General features: G+C 70.7%; 14 protein-coding genes. 10 read left to right on the top strand and 4 right to left on the bottom strand.

Annotated features, from left to right (window positions below; all coding sequences use genetic code 11):
* Positions 1–32 precede the first annotated feature (32 nt).
* The 3 genes from xseA (at position 33) to ABZ930_RS31850 (ending at position 2,217) form a co-directional block, all read left to right on the top strand.
* Positions 33–1,250, top strand: a complete 1,218-nt coding sequence (gene xseA, locus ABZ930_RS31860; protein ID WP_361555517.1) for an exodeoxyribonuclease VII large subunit — start codon at positions 33–35, stop codon at positions 1,248–1,250.
* 14 nt (positions 1,251–1,264) lie between these two features.
* The gene (locus tag ABZ930_RS31855) at positions 1,265–1,510 is read left to right on the top strand and encodes an exodeoxyribonuclease VII small subunit (protein WP_361555514.1); all 246 of its coding nucleotides are present in this window, start codon (positions 1,265–1,267) and stop codon (positions 1,508–1,510) included.
* Between the two features lie 116 nt (positions 1,511–1,626).
* On the top strand, positions 1,627–2,217 hold the full coding sequence (locus ABZ930_RS31850; protein WP_361555511.1) for a malonic semialdehyde reductase: 591 nt from the start codon (positions 1,627–1,629) through the stop codon (positions 2,215–2,217).
* 101 nt (positions 2,218–2,318) lie between these two features.
* Here the strand turns inward: ABZ930_RS31850 and ABZ930_RS31845 are convergent, their stop codons facing one another.
* Entirely contained in the window at positions 2,319–2,855 is a 537-nt protein-coding gene (locus ABZ930_RS31845; protein WP_361555508.1) for a DUF4245 domain-containing protein, read from the bottom strand.
* 219 nt (positions 2,856–3,074) lie between these two features.
* On the opposite strand from ABZ930_RS31845, the gene glpX reads away from it, so the two are divergent.
* Positions 3,075–4,115: a class II fructose-bisphosphatase gene (glpX, locus tag ABZ930_RS31840; RefSeq protein WP_361555505.1), complete on the top strand. Its 1,041-nt coding sequence runs from the start codon at positions 3,075–3,077 to the stop codon at positions 4,113–4,115.
* Positions 4,116–4,254: 139 nt separating this feature from the next.
* On the opposite strand, the gene ABZ930_RS31835 is transcribed toward glpX, so the two are convergent.
* Both ABZ930_RS31835 and ABZ930_RS31830 read right to left on the bottom strand, forming a co-directional pair.
* The gene (locus ABZ930_RS31835) at positions 4,255–4,623 is read right to left on the bottom strand and encodes a WhiB family transcriptional regulator (RefSeq protein WP_361555502.1); all 369 of its coding nucleotides are present in this window, start codon (positions 4,621–4,623) and stop codon (positions 4,255–4,257) included.
* Between the two features lie 172 nt (positions 4,624–4,795).
* On the bottom strand, positions 4,796–5,467 hold the full coding sequence (locus ABZ930_RS31830) for a DUF1707 domain-containing protein (RefSeq protein WP_361555500.1): 672 nt from the start codon (positions 5,465–5,467) through the stop codon (positions 4,796–4,798).
* Positions 5,468–5,634: 167 nt separating this feature from the next.
* Between ABZ930_RS31830 and ABZ930_RS31825 the strand changes: the two genes are divergently transcribed.
* The 4 genes from ABZ930_RS31825 (at position 5,635) to ABZ930_RS31810 (ending at position 11,924) form a co-directional block, all read left to right on the top strand.
* A complete protein-coding gene (locus ABZ930_RS31825; protein WP_361555497.1) occupies positions 5,635–7,305 on the top strand; it encodes a fumarate hydratase in 1,671 nt (556 codons plus the stop codon).
* 99 nt (positions 7,306–7,404) lie between these two features.
* Entirely contained in the window at positions 7,405–8,790 is a 1,386-nt protein-coding gene (locus tag ABZ930_RS31820) for a class II fumarate hydratase (protein ID WP_361555494.1), read from the top strand.
* 74 nt (positions 8,791–8,864) lie between these two features.
* Entirely contained in the window at positions 8,865–9,548 is a 684-nt protein-coding gene (locus tag ABZ930_RS31815) for a DUF402 domain-containing protein (protein WP_361555491.1), read from the top strand.
* 411 nt (positions 9,549–9,959) lie between these two features.
* Positions 9,960–11,924, top strand: a complete 1,965-nt coding sequence (locus ABZ930_RS31810) for a SpoIIE family protein phosphatase (protein WP_361555488.1) — start codon at positions 9,960–9,962, stop codon at positions 11,922–11,924.
* A 72-nt stretch (positions 11,925–11,996) separates the two neighbouring features.
* On the opposite strand, the gene ABZ930_RS31805 is transcribed toward ABZ930_RS31810, so the two are convergent.
* Positions 11,997–14,333, bottom strand: coding sequence for a transglycosylase domain-containing protein (locus ABZ930_RS31805; protein WP_361555485.1), 2,337 nt, complete (start codon positions 14,331–14,333; stop codon positions 11,997–11,999).
* Between the two features lie 319 nt (positions 14,334–14,652).
* On the opposite strand from ABZ930_RS31805, the gene ABZ930_RS31800 reads away from it, so the two are divergent.
* Together ABZ930_RS31800 and ABZ930_RS31795 are read left to right on the top strand one after the other, a co-directional pair.
* A complete protein-coding gene (locus ABZ930_RS31800; protein WP_361555482.1) occupies positions 14,653–15,582 on the top strand; it encodes an SPFH domain-containing protein in 930 nt (309 codons plus the stop codon).
* Positions 15,579–15,812: a hypothetical protein gene (locus ABZ930_RS31795; RefSeq protein WP_361555479.1), complete on the top strand. Its 234-nt coding sequence runs from the start codon at positions 15,579–15,581 to the stop codon at positions 15,810–15,812. The genes ABZ930_RS31800 and ABZ930_RS31795 overlap by 4 nt, the downstream gene beginning before the upstream one ends.
* Positions 15,813–15,921: the final 109 nt, after the last annotated feature.

Genomic DNA, 15,921 nt, shown 5'->3' with positions numbered 1-15,921 from the left:
AGGCTGTCGGTCCCGGCGGCTACGCTCGCGGCATGGCTGTCAACACGTCCCCGGACACCCCGATCCCCGTCGGCGAGGTGTCCCGGCTGATCGGCGGATGGATCGACCGGCTCGGTGCCGTGTGGGTCGAGGGGCAGATCACCCAGCTGTCCCGGCGGCCCGGTGCGGGTGTGGTGTTTCTGACGCTGCGCGATCCGTCGTACGACATCTCGGTCTCGGTCACCTGCTACCGGCAGGTGTTCGACGCGGTGGCGGACGTGGTCCGCGAGGGGTCCCGGGTCCTCGTGCACGCGAAGCCGGAGTGGTACGCGCCGCGCGGTCAGCTCTCGCTGCGGGCCGCCGAGATCCGCCCTGTCGGTGTCGGTGAACTGCTCGCGCGTCTGGAGCAGTTGAAGAAGTCGCTGGCCGCCGAGGGGCTGTTCGCGGCCGACCGCAAGAAGCCGCTGCCGTTCCTGCCGCAGCTGATCGGCCTGGTCTGCGGCCGCGCCTCGGCGGCCGAGCGCGACGTCCTGGAGAACGCGCGGCACCGCTGGCCCGCCGTCCGCTTCGAGGTGCGCAATGTGCCGGTGCAGGGGGTGCACGCGGTGCCGCAGGTCGTCCAGGCGGTCAAGGAGCTGGACGGGCTGGACGAGGTCGACGTGATCGTCGTGGCGCGCGGCGGCGGCAGCGTGGAGGACCTGCTGCCGTTCTCGGACGAGCAGCTGGTGCGGGCCGTGGCGGCGTGCCGGACGCCGGTCGTCTCCGCGATCGGGCACGAGCCGGACAATCCCCTGCTGGACCACGTGGCCGACCTGCGGGCCTCCACCCCGACCGACGCCGCCAAGAAGGTGGTGCCGGACGTGGGCGAGGAGTACGAGCGGGTGCGGTTCCTGCGGGACCGGGCGCGGCGCAGTGTGGAGGCGTTCCTCGACCGGGAGGCGCGGGGCCTGGCGGCGGCGCTGGCCCGGCCGTCGATAGAGGACCCGCACCGCATGGTCGACGACCGCGAGGCGCAGATCACGGCGCTGACCGAGCGCAGCCGGCGCACCCTCGGCCATCTCCTGGACCGCGCGGAGTCGGAGCTGACGCACACGCACGCGCGCGTGGTCGCCCTCTCGCCCGCGGCCACCCTCAAGCGCGGCTACGCGGTCCTGCAGAAGGCGGACGGCCATGTGGTGCGCGATCCGGAGGAGACGGCCGGCGGCGAGGAGCTGCGGGCCCGGGTCGCCGAGGGCGAGTTCACCGTACGAGTCACAGAAACCGAAGCGTGAGGACGGACAACAGCATGACCACGAAGGCGGCCGACGAGGCGCTCGGCTATGAGCAGGCCCGGGACGAACTGATCGATGTCGTACGGCGGCTGGAGGCCGGCGGCACGTCCCTGGAGGAGTCGCTCGCGCTGTGGGAGCGGGGCGAGGAGCTGGCGAAGGTGTGCCGGCGCTGGCTGGACGGGGCGCGGGCGCGCCTGGACGCGGCGCTCGCCGAGGAGTCCGACGGGGACGAGGCGGAGGGCGACCCGGACGAGGAGTGACCGCGTGGCACCGGCGCCGCCCCTTGTGAACAGGGTCACGAAGGGGTTTGTTGAAAGTTGAACCTCATCGGCGTAAGGTCGGGGACATCAGTTGATCCGTACGAGAAGGTTGATCAATGTCCCTCGTTCTTGACTCCGCCGCCCAGGACCTGCTCTTCCGCGAGGCCCGCACCGCGAACACCTTCACCGACGAGCCGGTGACCGACGAGCAGGTCCAGGCGATCTACGACCTGGTCAAGTACGGCCCGACCGCCTTCAACCAGTCGCCGCTGCGCATCACCCTGGTCCGCTCCCCCGAGGCCCGCGAGCGCCTGGTGAAGCACATGGCCGAGGGCAACCAGCCGAAGACCGCGTCGGCCCCGCTGGTCGCGATCCTCTCGGCGGACAACGAGTTCCACGAGGAGCTGCCGCAGCTTCTCCCGCACTTCCCGCAGGCCAAGGACGCGTTCTTCTCCGAGCGCCCGGTCCGCGAGCAGGCCGCGCTGGTCAACGCCACGCTGCAGGCCGGCTACTTCATCATGGGCGTGCGTGCCGCCGGGCTGGCCGCCGGCCCGATGACCGGCTTCGACTTCGCCGGCGTCCAGAAGGAATTCCTGGACGACGACCACACCCCCCTCATGGTCATCAACATCGGCAAGCCCGGCGAAGACGCCTGGTTCCCCCGCTCCCCCCGCCTCACCCAGGACCAGGTCATCACCACGATCTGACCCACACCCAGACACCCGAAAGGCCCCGGCTTCCCCCAGAAGCCGGGGCCTTTCCCATGTCCTCACGCGCGACCAGCCCCACCGGCCGTCGGGCGAACCGCTCACACCGACGTGTCGCGCTCCATCTTCAGCGCCTCGGCCATCTTCGTCAGGCCGTCGAAGCCGGCCGTGCCGGTCACCACCGTCGTGGCGTTCTTCTGCTTCAGGACCAGGGCGTCATACTTCTCGCCCTTGTAGCGCTGCCACTTCTCGCCGTTGATGGACTGCTCGTGGCTGGTTTCCTCAGCGCCCTGGCTCGCTTCGTCGATGAAGCGGGTCGGCTTGTCGGTCGACTGCTCGACGGCGACGTACTGGCCGTCGGGGTCGAGGAAGCCGAGGTGCCAGGCCTGGTTGCCCTCGCCGTTGTAGCGCACGGAGGTCGGCTTCCACGACTTCGCCAGGCCCTCGGGAGCGGCCACCGGATACGAGGCCGCGCGGCGGGCCGAGAGCAACTCCACCCGGTAGTCCACGCGCTTGACAGGCGTCTCCTTGGAGTCGTCGTGCGGAACGAACACGTAGATCACGCCCGCCGCCACGACACAGACACCCAGGGACAGCACGAGGCTGCCCATCGTCTTCTTGCCATTTCTTCCTGCCACCCGCCCATCGTCGCAGGTGGCTCCGCGATCTCCGCCGGGAGGTCCCCTTTCGCGGCCCGGTATGCACCCCCCTGTGCGTACCTGTCATGAACGTAACCGCTCATTCGTGGGGCGGTCTGCTCAGATTGTCGTACGGGCGATAGAGTCGGGACCAATCAACCCTCATCCGGCCGTCGTCGTATCCCGGCAGGAAACGCCGGAACAGAAAGGTGCGTCTCGATGACCGAGCATCAGCATCACCAGCTGCCGTCCGAACTCGAGGTCCCCTCCGAGGCCCCCGACCGCAACCTCGCCCTGGAACTCGTCCGCGTCACCGAGGCCGCCGCGATGGCCGCCGGCCGCTGGGTCGGCCGCGGGGACAAGAACGGAGCGGACGGCGCCGCCGTGCGCGCCATGCGGACCCTCGTCTCCACCGTGTCGATGAACGGTGTCGTCGTCATCGGCGAGGGCGAGAAGGACGAGGCCCCGATGCTGTTCAACGGGGAGAACGTCGGGGACGGGACCGGCGCCGAGGTCGACATCGCCGTCGACCCGATCGACGGCACGACGCTCTGCGCGAAGGGCATGCCGAACGCGATCGCGGTGCTGGCCGCCGCCGACCGCGGCACGATGTTCGACCCGTCCGCCGTCTTCTACATGGACAAGCTGGTCACCGGCCCGGAGGCCGCGGACTACGTGGACATCAACGCCCCGGTGTCGGTGAACATCCGCCGGGTCGCCAAGGCGAAGCGGCGCGCCCCCGAGGACGTCACCGTCGTCATCCTCGACCGGCCGCGCCACGAGGGCATGATCAAGGAGATCCGGGAGACCGGCGCGCGGATCAAGCTGATCTCCGACGGCGACGTCGCGGGTTCGATCCTCGCCGTGCGCGAGGGCACCGGCATCGACCTGATGCTCGGCATCGGCGGTACGCCGGAGGGCATCATCTCCGCCTGCGCCATGAAGTGCCTGGGCGGTGTGATCCAGGGCAAGTTGTGGCCCAAGGACGACGAGGAGCGGCAGCGGGCGCTCGACGCCGGGCACGATCTGGACCGGGTGCTGTCCACCGACGACCTGGTCTCCGGGGAGAACGTGTTCTTCGTGGCCACCGGCATCACGGACGGCGAGCTGCTGCGCGGGGTGCGGTACCAGTCCCAGAGCGCGACCACGTCGTCGCTGGTGATGCGGTCCAAGTCCGGGACGATCCGGCAGATCGACTCCGAGCACCGGCTGAGCAAGCTGCGCGCCTACTCGGCGATCGATTTTGACCGGGCCAAGTAGGCGGGCCGGTATCCCGCCGCATCGCGGCTGAGGGCGCCCCGTCGTACGGGGCGCCCTTTTGCGCCTGAGCGCCATACAGCTCGGTCCTGTCCGGCGCCCGCGGGCCGGTGGGGCTTCTCGCGCTCGGCGATTGCGGGCGCTACCCCGCGGCCGCCACCGGCCGCCCCGCGTTCTTCAGCTCGACGTCGCGGCGGCGCCTGCGGGCGAGGACCACCCTGCGCTCGGCCGCCGTCAGGCCGCCCCACACCCCGTACGGCTCCGGCTGGAGCAGGGCGTGCTCGCGGCACTCGACCAGGACCGGGCAGCGGGCACAGACCCGCTTGGCCGCCTCCTCGCGCGCGAGGCGCGCGGCGGTGGGCTCCTTGGATGGGGCGAAGAACAGTCCCGCCTCGTCGCGCCTGCACACGGCCTCCGTGTGCCACGGTGCGTCCTGATCGCGGTCCCGCACGGGCACCCGCTGCTGCGGAACGGCGGTGACCTGCGAGGACTGATGCGGCGGATGCAGCACGGTCTACTCCTGACGACGGCTTACGGCGGCTTTCGCGAGCTTCAGAGGCAACGGGGTCGATCGGTAGACGATGCCCCAAGCTCTACCCGCTGTGTCGACGCCTATGCACTGAGTTCCGAAGCACGGAAGTTCCCTGGCGCATACGGGAGTTCGGCCGCCGGGTGCCGCGAGGTCAGCCGAAGTGCTTGCGCAGGTGCTTCTCCAGGTTCGCGATGATCTTGCCGCGCTTGGGGCGCGCCTCGATGCTGCCGAGCACCGCGGCCCCCTCGACGTGGACGACCGGCGCGTCGGACTCCGGCGCGTCCATCGCGTGCACCTCGAAGCTGCCGAGGATGCCGCCGCCGCTGCCGCGCAGCGAGATGTTCTCCGGGACCCGGATGTCGACGCTGCCGAAGACGGAGACCGCCTTGATGTAGACCTGCGGGTACTCGAAGATCGCCTCGCTGAGGTCGATCTCCACGCTGCCGAACACGGCGTACGCGTGCGTGCGGCGGCCCACGCGCCAGCGGCCTCTGCGGGTGGTCGAGCTGAACACCGCCACCAGGTTCTCCCCCGGCACCGGCGGGACGGAGCCGGGTTCCGGCCGGGTCGGCCGCGGGGAGGCGGCGGACGGGCGGTCCGCGTGCGCGCCCGGCAGATCCCTGACCAGTGGCTCCAGCTCGCCCACCGTCTTGGCGCGGTACACCCCGTCGACCCGCTCGGCGTGCTCGTCCGCGTCGAGCCGGCCCTCCGCCAGAGCCTCGCGCAGGATGTCCGCGATCCGGTCGCGGTCCGCGTCGGACGCACGCAGGTCGGTCGGCTCCGCCACGGGGGCGCTGGGCTCAGGGCTCTTTTGAAGGTCCACGACAGCAGCGTACCCAAACGCGATAGATCGCGACTAGGGTGCGCGGGCACCCGACCCCGCCCTACTGAGCCTTACCTCACAGGTCCGGCCGCGCGGCCAGGTTCTACGCTGGTTGGCGCTGCCAACGGATGCCAGCGCTGCCACCGGCCGAAAGAGGAATGGGCGAGATGCCTGAGTTCGCGTACACCGATCTGCTCCCCCAGGGCGAGGACACCACCCCGTACCGCCTGGTGACCTCGGAGGGCGTCTCCACCGCCGAGGGGCCGGACGGCCGTACGTTCCTGAAGGTCGAGCCGGAGGCGCTGCGCAAGCTGGCCGAGGAGGCCATCCACGACATCCAGCACTACCTGCGCCCGGCCCACCTCGCGCAGCTGCGCCGCATCGTCGACGACCCCGAGGCGTCGAACAACGACAAGTTCGTGGCGCTGGACCTGCTGAAGAACGCGAACATCGCCGCGGCCGGCGTGCTGCCGATGTGCCAGGACACCGGCACCGCGATCGTCATGGGCAAGCGCGGGCAGAACGTGCTGACCGAGGGCCAGGACGAGAAGGCGCTCTCCAAGGGCATCTACGACGCGTACAAGAACCTGAACCTGCGCTACTCGCAGATGGCCCCGCTGACCATGTGGGACGAGAAGAACACGGGCTCGAACCTGCCCGCGCAGATCGAGCTGTACGCGACCGACGGCGGCGCCTACAAGTTCCTCTTCATGGCGAAGGGCGGCGGCTCGGCCAACAAGTCGTTCCTCTACCAGGAGACGAAGGCGGTCCTCAACGAGGGCTCCATGATGAAGTTCCTGGAGGAGAAGATCCGCTCGCTGGGCACCGCCGCGTGCCCGCCGTACCACCTCGCCATCGTCGTCGGCGGCACGAGCGCCGAGTACGCGCTGAAGACCGCGAAGTACGCCTCCGCGCACTACCTGGACAACGTGCCCTCCGAGGGCTCCGCGCTCGGCCACGGCTTCCGGGACAAGGAGCTGGAGGAGAAGGTCTTCGAGCTGACGCAGAAGATCGGCATCGGCGCGCAGTTCGGCGGCAAGTACTTCTGCCACGACGTGCGCGTCGTGCGCCTGCCGCGGCACGGCGCCTCCTGCCCCGTCGCCATCGCCGTCTCCTGCTCGGCCGACCGCCAGGCCGTCGCGAAGATCACCGCCGAGGGCGTCTTCCTGGAGCAGGTGGAGACGGACCCGGCGCGCTTCCTGCCGGAGACGACCGACGAGCACCTCGACGAGTCGAGCGACGTCGTGAAGATCGACCTCAACCAGCCGATGGACGCCATCCTCGCCGAGCTGACCAAGTACCCGGTGAAGACGCGCCTCTCGCTCTCCGGCCCGCTCGTCGTCGCCCGCGACATCGCGCACGCCAAGATCAAGGAGCGGCTCGACGCGGGCGAGGAGATGCCGCAGTACCTGAAGGACCACCCGGTGTACTACGCGGGCCCCGCGAAGACGCCCGAGGGGTACGCGTCCGGCTCCTTCGGCCCGACGACGGCCGGCCGCATGGACTCGTACGTGGAGCAGTTCCAGGCCGCGGGCGGCTCCAAGGTGATGCTCGCCAAGGGCAACCGCAGCAAGCAGGTCACCGACGCGTGCGACGCACACGGCGGCTTCTACCTCGGCTCCATCGGCGGCCCGGCCGCCCGTCTCGCCCAGGACTGCATCAAGAAGGTCGAGGTCGTCGAGTACGAGGAGCTCGGCATGGAGGCCGTCTGGAAGATCGAGGTCGAGGACTTCCCCGCGTTCGTCGTCGTCGACGACAAGGGCAACGACTTCTTCCAGAACCCGGCCCCCGAGCCGACGTTCACGCACATCCCGGTGCGCGGTCCCGGCCTGGTCTGACCCCGCCCGCGTATCCGCCGGACGGGCCCGAGCTCCCTTCATCGGCCCGTCCGGCTCAGCGCCGGGAACACCGGCGCCACCGCACGTGCTGTACCGGGTATGAGCGACTACCGCATCGAGCACGATTCCATGGGCGAGGTCCGTGTCCCCGCCGCCGCCAAGTGGCGGGCCCAGACGCAGCGCGCCGTGGAGAACTTCCCCGTCTCCGGCCAGCGCCTGGAGCGCGCCCACATCGAGGCCCTGGCCCGCATCAAGGGCGCGGCCGCGAAGGTCAACGCGGAGCTCGGGGTGCTCGACAAGGACATCGCCGACGCCATCGCGGACGCGGCGGCGGAGGTCGCCGAGGGACGCTGGGACGACGAGTTCCCGGTCGACGTCTTCCAGACCGGCTCCGGCACCTCGTCGAACATGAACACCAACGAGGTGCTGGCCACCCTGGCCACCGAGCGCCTCGGCCGGGACGTGCACCCGAACGACCACGTCAACGCCTCGCAGTCGTCGAACGACGTCTTCCCCTCCTCGATCCACATCGCGGCGACGGCCGCCGTCACCCACGACCTGATCCCGGCCCTCGACCACCTGGCCGCGTCCCTGGAGCGCAAGGCGGCGGAGTTCGCCGACGTCGTGAAGTCGGGCCGTACGCACCTGATGGACGCGACGCCGGTGACGCTGGGCCAGGAGTTCGGCGGGTACGCGGCGCAGATCCGCTACGGCGTCGAGCGGCTCACCGCCTCGCTCCCCCGGCTCGCCGAGCTGCCCCTGGGCGGCACGGCCGTCGGTACGGGGATCAACACGCCGCCCGGGTTCTCACCGGCGGTGATCGCCGAGGTCGCCCGCGCCACCGGGCTGCCGCTGACCGAGGCGCGCGACCACTTCGAGGCGCAGGGCGCGCGCGACGGCATCGTGGAGACCAGCGGGCAGCTGCGCACGATCGCGGTCGGCCTGACGAAGATCTCCAACGATCTGCGGTGGGCGGCGTCGGGCCCGCGCACCGGACTGGCCGAGATCAGTCTGCCGGACCTCCAGCCCGGCTCGTCGATCATGCCGGGCAAGGTGAACCCGGTCATTCCCGAGGCGACGCTGATGGTCGCCGCACAGGTGATCGGCAACGACGCGACCGTGGCCACGGCGGGCGCGGCGGGCAATTTCGAGCTGAACGTCATGCTTCCGGTGATCGCCAAGAACGTCCTGGAATCGATCCGGCTGCTCGCCAACGTCGCCCGGCTGCTCGCCGACCGCACGGTCGACGGCATCACCGCGAACCGGGAGCGCGCCCGCGAGTACGCCGAGTCGTCCCCCTCGGTCGTGACCCCGCTCAACAAGTACATCGGCTACGAGGAGGCGGCCAAGGTCGCCAAGAAGTCCCTCGCCGAGCGGAAGACCATCCGCGAGGTCGTCATCGAGGGCGGCTACGTCGAGCGCGGCGACCTGACCGAGGCGCAGCTGGACGAGGCACTGGATGTCCTGCGGATGACCCGTCCGTAACGAGTGATGGCCGATAGACGTAATCGTGACGCCGGTCGCTGTCGACCTATGCCAGCGGCACCTAATATCTGTCCATGACAGACAACGACCGGACGGGCGAGGGGCGCTGGGCGCCCGGGGAGCGGATCCTGTGGCGCTATCGCGCCAATACGGGCCACCCGGGTTCCGGGCCGGTCCACATCTGCCGTCCGGTCACCGTCGTCCAGGACACCGACGACCTGCTCGCCGCCTGGATGGCCCCCGGCACCGAGTGCGTCAGGCCGGTGCTCGCGGACGGCACCCCGCTGCACCGCGAGCCGCTGGCGACCCGCTACACCAAGCCGCGCACCGTGCACCGCGACCGCTGGTTCGGCGCCGGCGTGCTGAAGCTGGCGCGCCCCGGCGAGCCGTGGTCGGTGTGGCTGTTCTGGGAGTCGGACTGGCGCTTCCGCAACTGGTACGTGAACCTCGAACAGCCGCAGACCCGCTGGTCGGGCGGGGTCGACTCCGAGGACCACTTCCTCGACCTGTCGGTGTACGAGGACCGGAGCTGGCGCTGGCACGACGAGGACGAGTTCGCGCAGGCCCAGACCGTGGGACTGATGAGCGCGGAGCAGGCCCGGCGGGTGCGGGCGGCGGGGGCGCGGGCCGTCGAGGTGATCGAGGGCTGGGGGCATCCGTTCGCCGACGGCTGGGAGCACTGGCGCCCCGATCCGGCGTGGCCGGTGCCGGAGCTGCCCGTCGACTGGGACCGTACGCCCGCGCATGTGTCCTCATGAGACCCTTGATGCGCCCCCGGGGAGGAAACGTAGGATCGTCCTCCGCAAGAGCGGACAACTGCAGATGTGTGGAGTTCGGGCAGCAACTCTTCGCACCCGCAGTGGGTCTGACACGATGTCAACGAGGTCATCGAGGGGCGGCGGGACCGTGAACGTGGGTGGATCGGGCGGCGTGGGCCGTCACTTCAGCCGGCCGGGCGGGTCCCCGCCCGGGATGGCCGACAGACACCTGCCCGCAGACGTCTCCGTTCCGTGCGACGCCGGGATTCCGTTCCCTGGGCACGCGTTCCGGGTATCGGCCCTTCTGCAGGCACCAGTGGCACGGCGCGCAGCCCCGGACGGACGGATTCGACACGCGTGACGGAGCACTCAGCCTCTTATCAAGGCTCCCACGAAGGCCGCCATCACGGCATGGCGGCCCGCCCCGCGGACCCTCGCGCGGCGCTGCGGCACACCCCGCAGTCCGCGGAGGGCTCCAGCGGGTTACCCGAACAGCCTCGCCGTGCCGCCACGTCCGCCGCGGACGCCGAGCACTCGCAGCCGAGGACGTCGTCGCCCGAGCCGGTGCGCCCCGATCCGTCCGGGCCGCGGCCGCCGGACGGCGCCGAGCGGCGCTCCGGGCAGCCGCGGCCGGCGGGCCAGCCGGTGGCGATGCGCCGGGACGGTGACCGGCTGCGGTTCGTGGGCGCCGCGACCCGGCGGATCGCGCGCGGCATCGACCTCGACGAGATCGTGATGGGCCTGTGCCGGGCCACGGTGCCGACGTTCTCGGACGCCATCCTGGTCTATCTGCGCGAGCCGCTGCCGGTCGGCGACGAGCGCCCGACGGGCCCGATGGTGCTGCGGCTGCGCCGCACCGACCGGATCCCCGACGCGGACGCCGACGACACCGACAACGGCTCCATCCTGACCGTGCCGCTCCAACCGCAGACGGAACTGGCCTCGGGCAGCGCCGAGTTGTGCGAGGTGCGGGTCGGCGGCGCGCTCGCCGAGGTGCTGCGCGGCGTGCGTCCGGTGTTCGCGGACACCACGGCCGCGCAGGCCGCGCTGCCCGAACTCCTGGGCGGGGAGCCGTCGCTGCCGACCGGGCAGCGCGTCATCCTGGCCCCGCTGCGCGGGCGCCGCAGGGTGATCGGTGCGGCGGTCTTCCTGCGCCGCCAGGACCGGATCGCCTTCGACCCCGACGACCTGCTGGTGGCGGGGCAGCTGGCGACGCACAGCGCGCTCGGCATCGACAAGGCGGTCCTGTACGGGCGCGAGGCGTACATCGCCGACGAGTTGCAGCGCACCATGCTCCCGGAGACCCTGCCGCGTCCGACGGGCGTCCGGCTGGCCTCGCGCTATCTGCCGGCGGCGGAGACGGCGCGGGTCGGCGGCGACTGGTACGACGCGATCCCGCTGCCGGGCAGCCGGGTCGCCCTGGTCGTCGGTGACGTCATGGGGCACTCGATGACGTCGGCGGCCATCATGGGCCAGCTGCGCACGACGGCGCAGACCCTCGCGGGGCTCGACCTGCCGCCGCAGGAGGTCCTGCACCACCTCGACGAGCAGGCCCAGCGGCTCGGCACCGACCGCATGGCGACCTGCATGTACGCGGTCTACGACCCGGTCTCGCACCGCATCACCATCGCCAACGCCGGGCATCCGCCGCCGGTCCTGCTGCATCTGGGCGGGCGCGCCGAGGTGCTGCGGGTGCCGCCGGGCGCCCCGATCGGCGTCGGCGGCGTCGACTTCGAGGCGGTGGAGCTGGACGCGCCCGCCGGGGCGACCCTGCTCCTCTACACGGACGGGCTCGTCGAGTCCCGGCTGCGCGACGTGTGGACGGGCATAGAGCAGCTGCGGGAACGGCTGGCGAACACGGCCCAGTTGACGGGCCCGGACCATCCGCCGCCCCTGGAGGCCCTCTGCGACGAGGTGCTCGACATGCTCGGCCCCGGCGACCGGGACGACGACATCGCGCTGCTCGCGGCCCGCTTCGACGGGATCGCGCCGAGCGACGTCGCGTACTGGTTCCTGGAGCCGGAGGACGCGGCGCCGTCCCGGGCGCGGCGGCTCGCGCGCAGCGCGCTGGCCCGCTGGGGCCTGGAGGAACTGACCGACTCCGTCGAGCTGCTGGTCAGCGAGGTCGTCACCAACGCGGTGCGGTACGCGTCCCGGCCGGTGACGCTGCGGCTGCTGCGCACCGATGTGCTGCGCTGCGAAGTCGGCGACGACGTACCGCAGTTGCCCCGGCAGCGGCAGGCGCGCGCCACCGACGAGGGCGGCCGCGGCCTGTTCCTGGTGAACCGTCTCGCCAGGCGCTGGGGCGCCACCCGGCTGTCCACCGGCAAGGTGGTCTGGTTCGAGCTGGCGCGGCCCGGCAGCGGCCCGTCGTAGGCCGTACGGCAGGCATGTACGCACGCCGAAGGGGCGCCGGATTCGATCCGGCGCCCCTTCGCGTGGCCGTGACTACTCCTGCTGTTGTCTGTCGTTCGCCGGGTTCTCCGGGAGCTCGATCGTCGGGGAGTCCGTCGGGGGCGGCTCCTCCGTCGTCGGCGTCTGGGTCGGCGTCTGGGTCGTCGGCTCCTGGGACGGCGTCGTCGGCGTCTGGCTGGGTGCCTTCGTCGTCGGCGTCTGGCTCGGCGTCTGGCTGGGCGTGTCGCTCGGGGTGACCGGGGCCGAGGTCGTCGGCTTGACGCCCGCGCCCATGTCCGTGTCCAGGTCGAACTTGCTGGTGGAGCCGGTCGCGTTGAAGGTGTACTGGGCCCAGATCTGGGCCGGGAACGCGCCACCGTTGACCCGGCCGCCGCCGGCCGCGCCGCTCAGCGAGACCTGGCCGCCCTTGCCGACCGGGGTCTTCTTGTCGTCGCAGGACAGGGTCCGCTTCCCGGCCGCCTCGCCGAACAGGCCGACGGAGGTGACGAGGTCCGGGGTGTAGCCGGTGAACCAGGCCGAGCGGTTGCAGTCGGACGTACCCGTCTTGCCCGCCACCTGCTGGCCGGCGCGCGCCGGGTTGTCGCGGACCGACGTCTTCGCCGTACCGTCGTCGACCACGCCGGTCAGCACCGAGGTGACCGAGTCGGCGACCCCGCGGTCCAGGACCTGCCCGCCGATGGCGTCCGGCAGCGGCTGGTCCTGGCCCCCGTAGGTCACCGACTTGAGGAGCTTCGGGGTGACCTTCCTGCCGTGGTTGTCGAGGGTCGCGTAGACCCCGGCCATCTCCAGCGGGCTCGCGCCCATGGTGCCGAGGGTCTGGGCCGCGTACGGCTTGAGGTCGCCGGAGTCCATGCCGAGCTGCTTGGCCGTCTCCATGACCTTGTCCATGCCGACGTCGACGCCCATCTGGGCGAAGACGGAGTTGATGGACTTGTTCATGGCGGTCTGGACGGTGACCGGGCCGTAGTCCTGGTCGTCCTCGTTCGGCGGGGCGAAGCCGACCTTCTTGCCGTCCTCCTCCACCGGGCGCTTGCTCGTGCCGTCGTAGCTGGTGCTGGCCTTGATCTGCTGGCCGGACTGGGTGTCGGCACTGTCGGCGAGGGCCGCCGCCAGGATGATCGGCTTGAAGGTGGAGGCGGGCTGGTAGTCGGAGCGCGTGGCGTTGTTGGTGTAGTGCTCGGTGTAGCCCCTGCCGCCGTACATGGCGAGGACCTTGCCGGTCTTCGGGTCGACCGACACCGCGCCGGCCTGCACGTCCGCGTCGGTCTCGCTGCGCTTGGGGTTCAGCTTGTCGGTCAGCTGGTCCTTGACCGACTGCTCCAGCTGCTTCTGCTTCTTGCGGTTGATGTTGAGGGTGATCGTGTAGCCACCCGCGTCGAACTTCTCCTTGGGGATGTCGAGGTCCTTGATGGCCTCGGCCTTCGCGGCCTCGTAGAGATAGCCCTCCTGGCCGGTGAGGCCGGAGGCGGCCTTCGGCTTGCGCGGCTTGGGGAAGGTCATGTCCTTGCGCTCGCCCGCGTCGAGCCAGTGCATCTCGACCATGTTGTCGAGGACGTAGTTCCAGCGTGCCGTGACGAGCTTCCTGCCGGTCTCGGTGGCGCTCGAATAGTCGTACTGGCTGGGGGCCTGGAGCAGCGCGGCGAGGTAGGCGCCCTGCTCCGGCTTCAGCTTCGCGGCGTCGACGCCGTAGTAGGCCTGGGCGGCGGCCTGGATGCCCCAGGCGCCGCGGCCGTAGTAGCTGGTGTTGATGTAGCCGGCGAGGATCTCTTCCTTGGAGCTCTGCCGCTCCACCTTCAGCGAGATGACCAGTTCCTTCAGCTTGCGCGTGACGGTCTGGTCCTGCGTGAGGTAGTAGTTCTTCACGTACTGCTGGGTGATGGTCGAACCACCCTGCTTGCCCTTGCCGGACAGGGTGTTGAACAGACCGCGGGCGGTGCCCTTCAGGTCGACGCCCTTGTCGGTGTAGAACGACTTGTTCTCGGCGGCCACGAAGGAGCGCTGCACCTCCTGGGGGAGGTCCGCCAGCTGGACGATCTCGCGGTTGACCTCGCCGGTGCGGGCCATGACGGTGCCGTCGCTGTACTCGAAGGTGTTGCTCTGCAGCTTGGCCTGATTGTTGCCGTTGGGTATGTCGATGACCATGTAGAGCACGACGAACGCGCCCATGCAGACCAGTACGACGCCGAAGAAGGCGCCCAGCAGCTTCTTCCAGGTGAACATCCGGCGTATGAACCCCCGGTCGCCCTTGCCGTCCTTGCTCTTCCTACGGTCCGCGCGCCCGCCCTCGGCACGGTGTCCCGTCGCAGGGGCGGGCGCGCCACGGCGTGCGCCACCGCGCTGCCGTGCCCGCCGCTCTTCCGCTCGGCCCATGACGTCTACCGCTCCGCATCTCGTCGTTCTCGGCGTGCTCCGGTGCGCGGATCATGCCGCACCGGCCTGTGAACCCGGTTCTTCCACCCCCAGCAGGGCTAATCAGTGCATGAAGCTAACACCGCGCCTACCGGCCAATTCCGGCCTATCCGGGCTTTTCGGGACGTGACAATCAGCACGCACCTCAAGAGATCCGACGAGCAACACATGCGTAAGGTTGCCACCTGGGTTAAAGTGATATCACTTTGCTAGACAGGGTTCGCGCCACCTCCGACGCGAACCAGCAGCTCAGCAATGCTTCAGGGAAACGGGGACAGTTATGCCCGAGACGGACGCCACACCCGATGTACCGCAGATGCCCCGGACCGGCGTGCGCGAATTCACGGCCCACAGCATCGGCGGCGGCCTCGCTCTCCTGCTCGGTCTCGTCGGGCTGATCGCGGGCGCCGCGCTGGTCGCGGTCGGCGCCGGGGTCGACTCGGTCGGCGTCAAGGCCACCCTGATCCCGGTCGGCATCGCGCTCGCGATCGCCGCCTTCTTCGCCATGAGCGGGCTGAACATGGTGGCGCCGGGCGAGGCCCGCGTCGTCCAGCTCTTCGGCCGCTACCGGGGCACGATCCGCACGGACGGCCTGCGCTGGGTGAACCCGCTCACCTCGCGCACCAAGATCTCGACGCGCGTGCGCAACCACGAGACGGCCGTCCTGAAGGTCAACGACGCCTACGGCAACCCGATCGAGCTCGCCGCCGTCGTGGTGTGGAAGGTCGAGGACACCGCGCAGGCCACCTTCGAGGTCGACGACTTCCTGGAGTTCGTCTCGACGCAGACCGAGGCGGCGGTGCGGCACATCGCGATCGAGTACCCGTACGACGCCCATGACGAGGAGGGCCTGTCGCTGCGCGGGAACGCCGAGGAGATCACCGAGAAGCTGGCCGTCGAGCTGCACGCGCGCGTGGAGGCGGCCGGGGTCCAGATCATCGAGTCCCGGTTCACGCACCTCGCGTACGCGCCGGAGATCGCCTCGGCGATGCTCCAGCGGCAGCAGGCCGGTGCCGTGGTCGCCGCGCGGCGGCAGATCGTGGACGGCGCGGTCGGCATGGTCGAGGCGGCGCTCGCGCGGATCTCCGAGCAGGAGATCGTCGAGCTGGACGAGGAGCGCAAGGCCACCATGGTCTCGAACCTGCTCGTGGTGCTCTGCGGGGACCGTGCGGCGCAGCCCGTGCTGAACACCGGGACGCTCTACCAGTGACGCCGCGTCCGCGTAAGCAGGTGCTGCTGCGGCTCGATCCCGCCGTGTACGACGCGCTCGCGCGGTGGGCCGGCGATGAGCTCCGCTCGGCGAACGCGCAGATCGAGTTTCTGCTGCGGCGGGCTCTCGCCGAGTCCGGGCGGCTTCCCGGTGGGGCTGGGCCGATACCCCGGCGGGGTCGTCCGCCCAAGAGCTCGGACGGCGCGGGTGGTTCGGCGGCCGACGGCTAGCGGTGGCTGATCGCGCAGTTCCCCGCGCCCCTGGGCGAGCGCAGCTCGCTTCAGGGTCGGTGTCCGTGGGGCGTGCGGGTGCGTCCACCGCGGACCACAGGTCGAGGGC

This window comes from Streptomyces sp. NPDC046716, assembly GCF_040645755.1.
Taxonomy (GTDB): domain Bacteria; phylum Actinomycetota; class Actinomycetes; order Streptomycetales; family Streptomycetaceae; genus Streptomyces.
The sequence above is the reverse complement of the archived record's forward strand: the minus strand, read 5'-3'. Positions and strand labels throughout refer to the sequence as shown.

Bases quoted from the DNA above. Each gene is read 5' to 3' on its own strand.
- xseA (WP_361555517.1), top strand. From the start codon at position 33: ATGGCTGTCAACACGTCCCCGGACACCCCGATCCCCGTCGGCGAGGTG.
- ABZ930_RS31855 (WP_361555514.1), top strand. From the start codon at position 1,265: ATGACCACGAAGGCGGCCGACGAGGCGCTCGGCTATGAGCAGGCCCGG.
- ABZ930_RS31850 (WP_361555511.1), top strand. From the start codon at position 1,627: ATGTCCCTCGTTCTTGACTCCGCCGCCCAGGACCTGCTCTTCCGCGAG.
- glpX (WP_361555505.1), top strand. From the start codon at position 3,075: ATGACCGAGCATCAGCATCACCAGCTGCCGTCCGAACTCGAGGTCCCC.
- ABZ930_RS31825 (WP_361555497.1), top strand. From the start codon at position 5,635: ATGCCTGAGTTCGCGTACACCGATCTGCTCCCCCAGGGCGAGGACACC.
- ABZ930_RS31820 (WP_361555494.1), top strand. From the start codon at position 7,405: ATGAGCGACTACCGCATCGAGCACGATTCCATGGGCGAGGTCCGTGTC.
- ABZ930_RS31815 (WP_361555491.1), top strand. From the start codon at position 8,865: ATGACAGACAACGACCGGACGGGCGAGGGGCGCTGGGCGCCCGGGGAG.
- ABZ930_RS31810 (WP_361555488.1), top strand. From the start codon at position 9,960: ATGGCGGCCCGCCCCGCGGACCCTCGCGCGGCGCTGCGGCACACCCCG.
- ABZ930_RS31805 (WP_361555485.1), bottom strand. From the start codon at position 14,333: ATGGGCCGAGCGGAAGAGCGGCGGGCACGGCAGCGCGGTGGCGCACGC.
- ABZ930_RS31800 (WP_361555482.1), top strand. From the start codon at position 14,653: ATGCCCGAGACGGACGCCACACCCGATGTACCGCAGATGCCCCGGACC.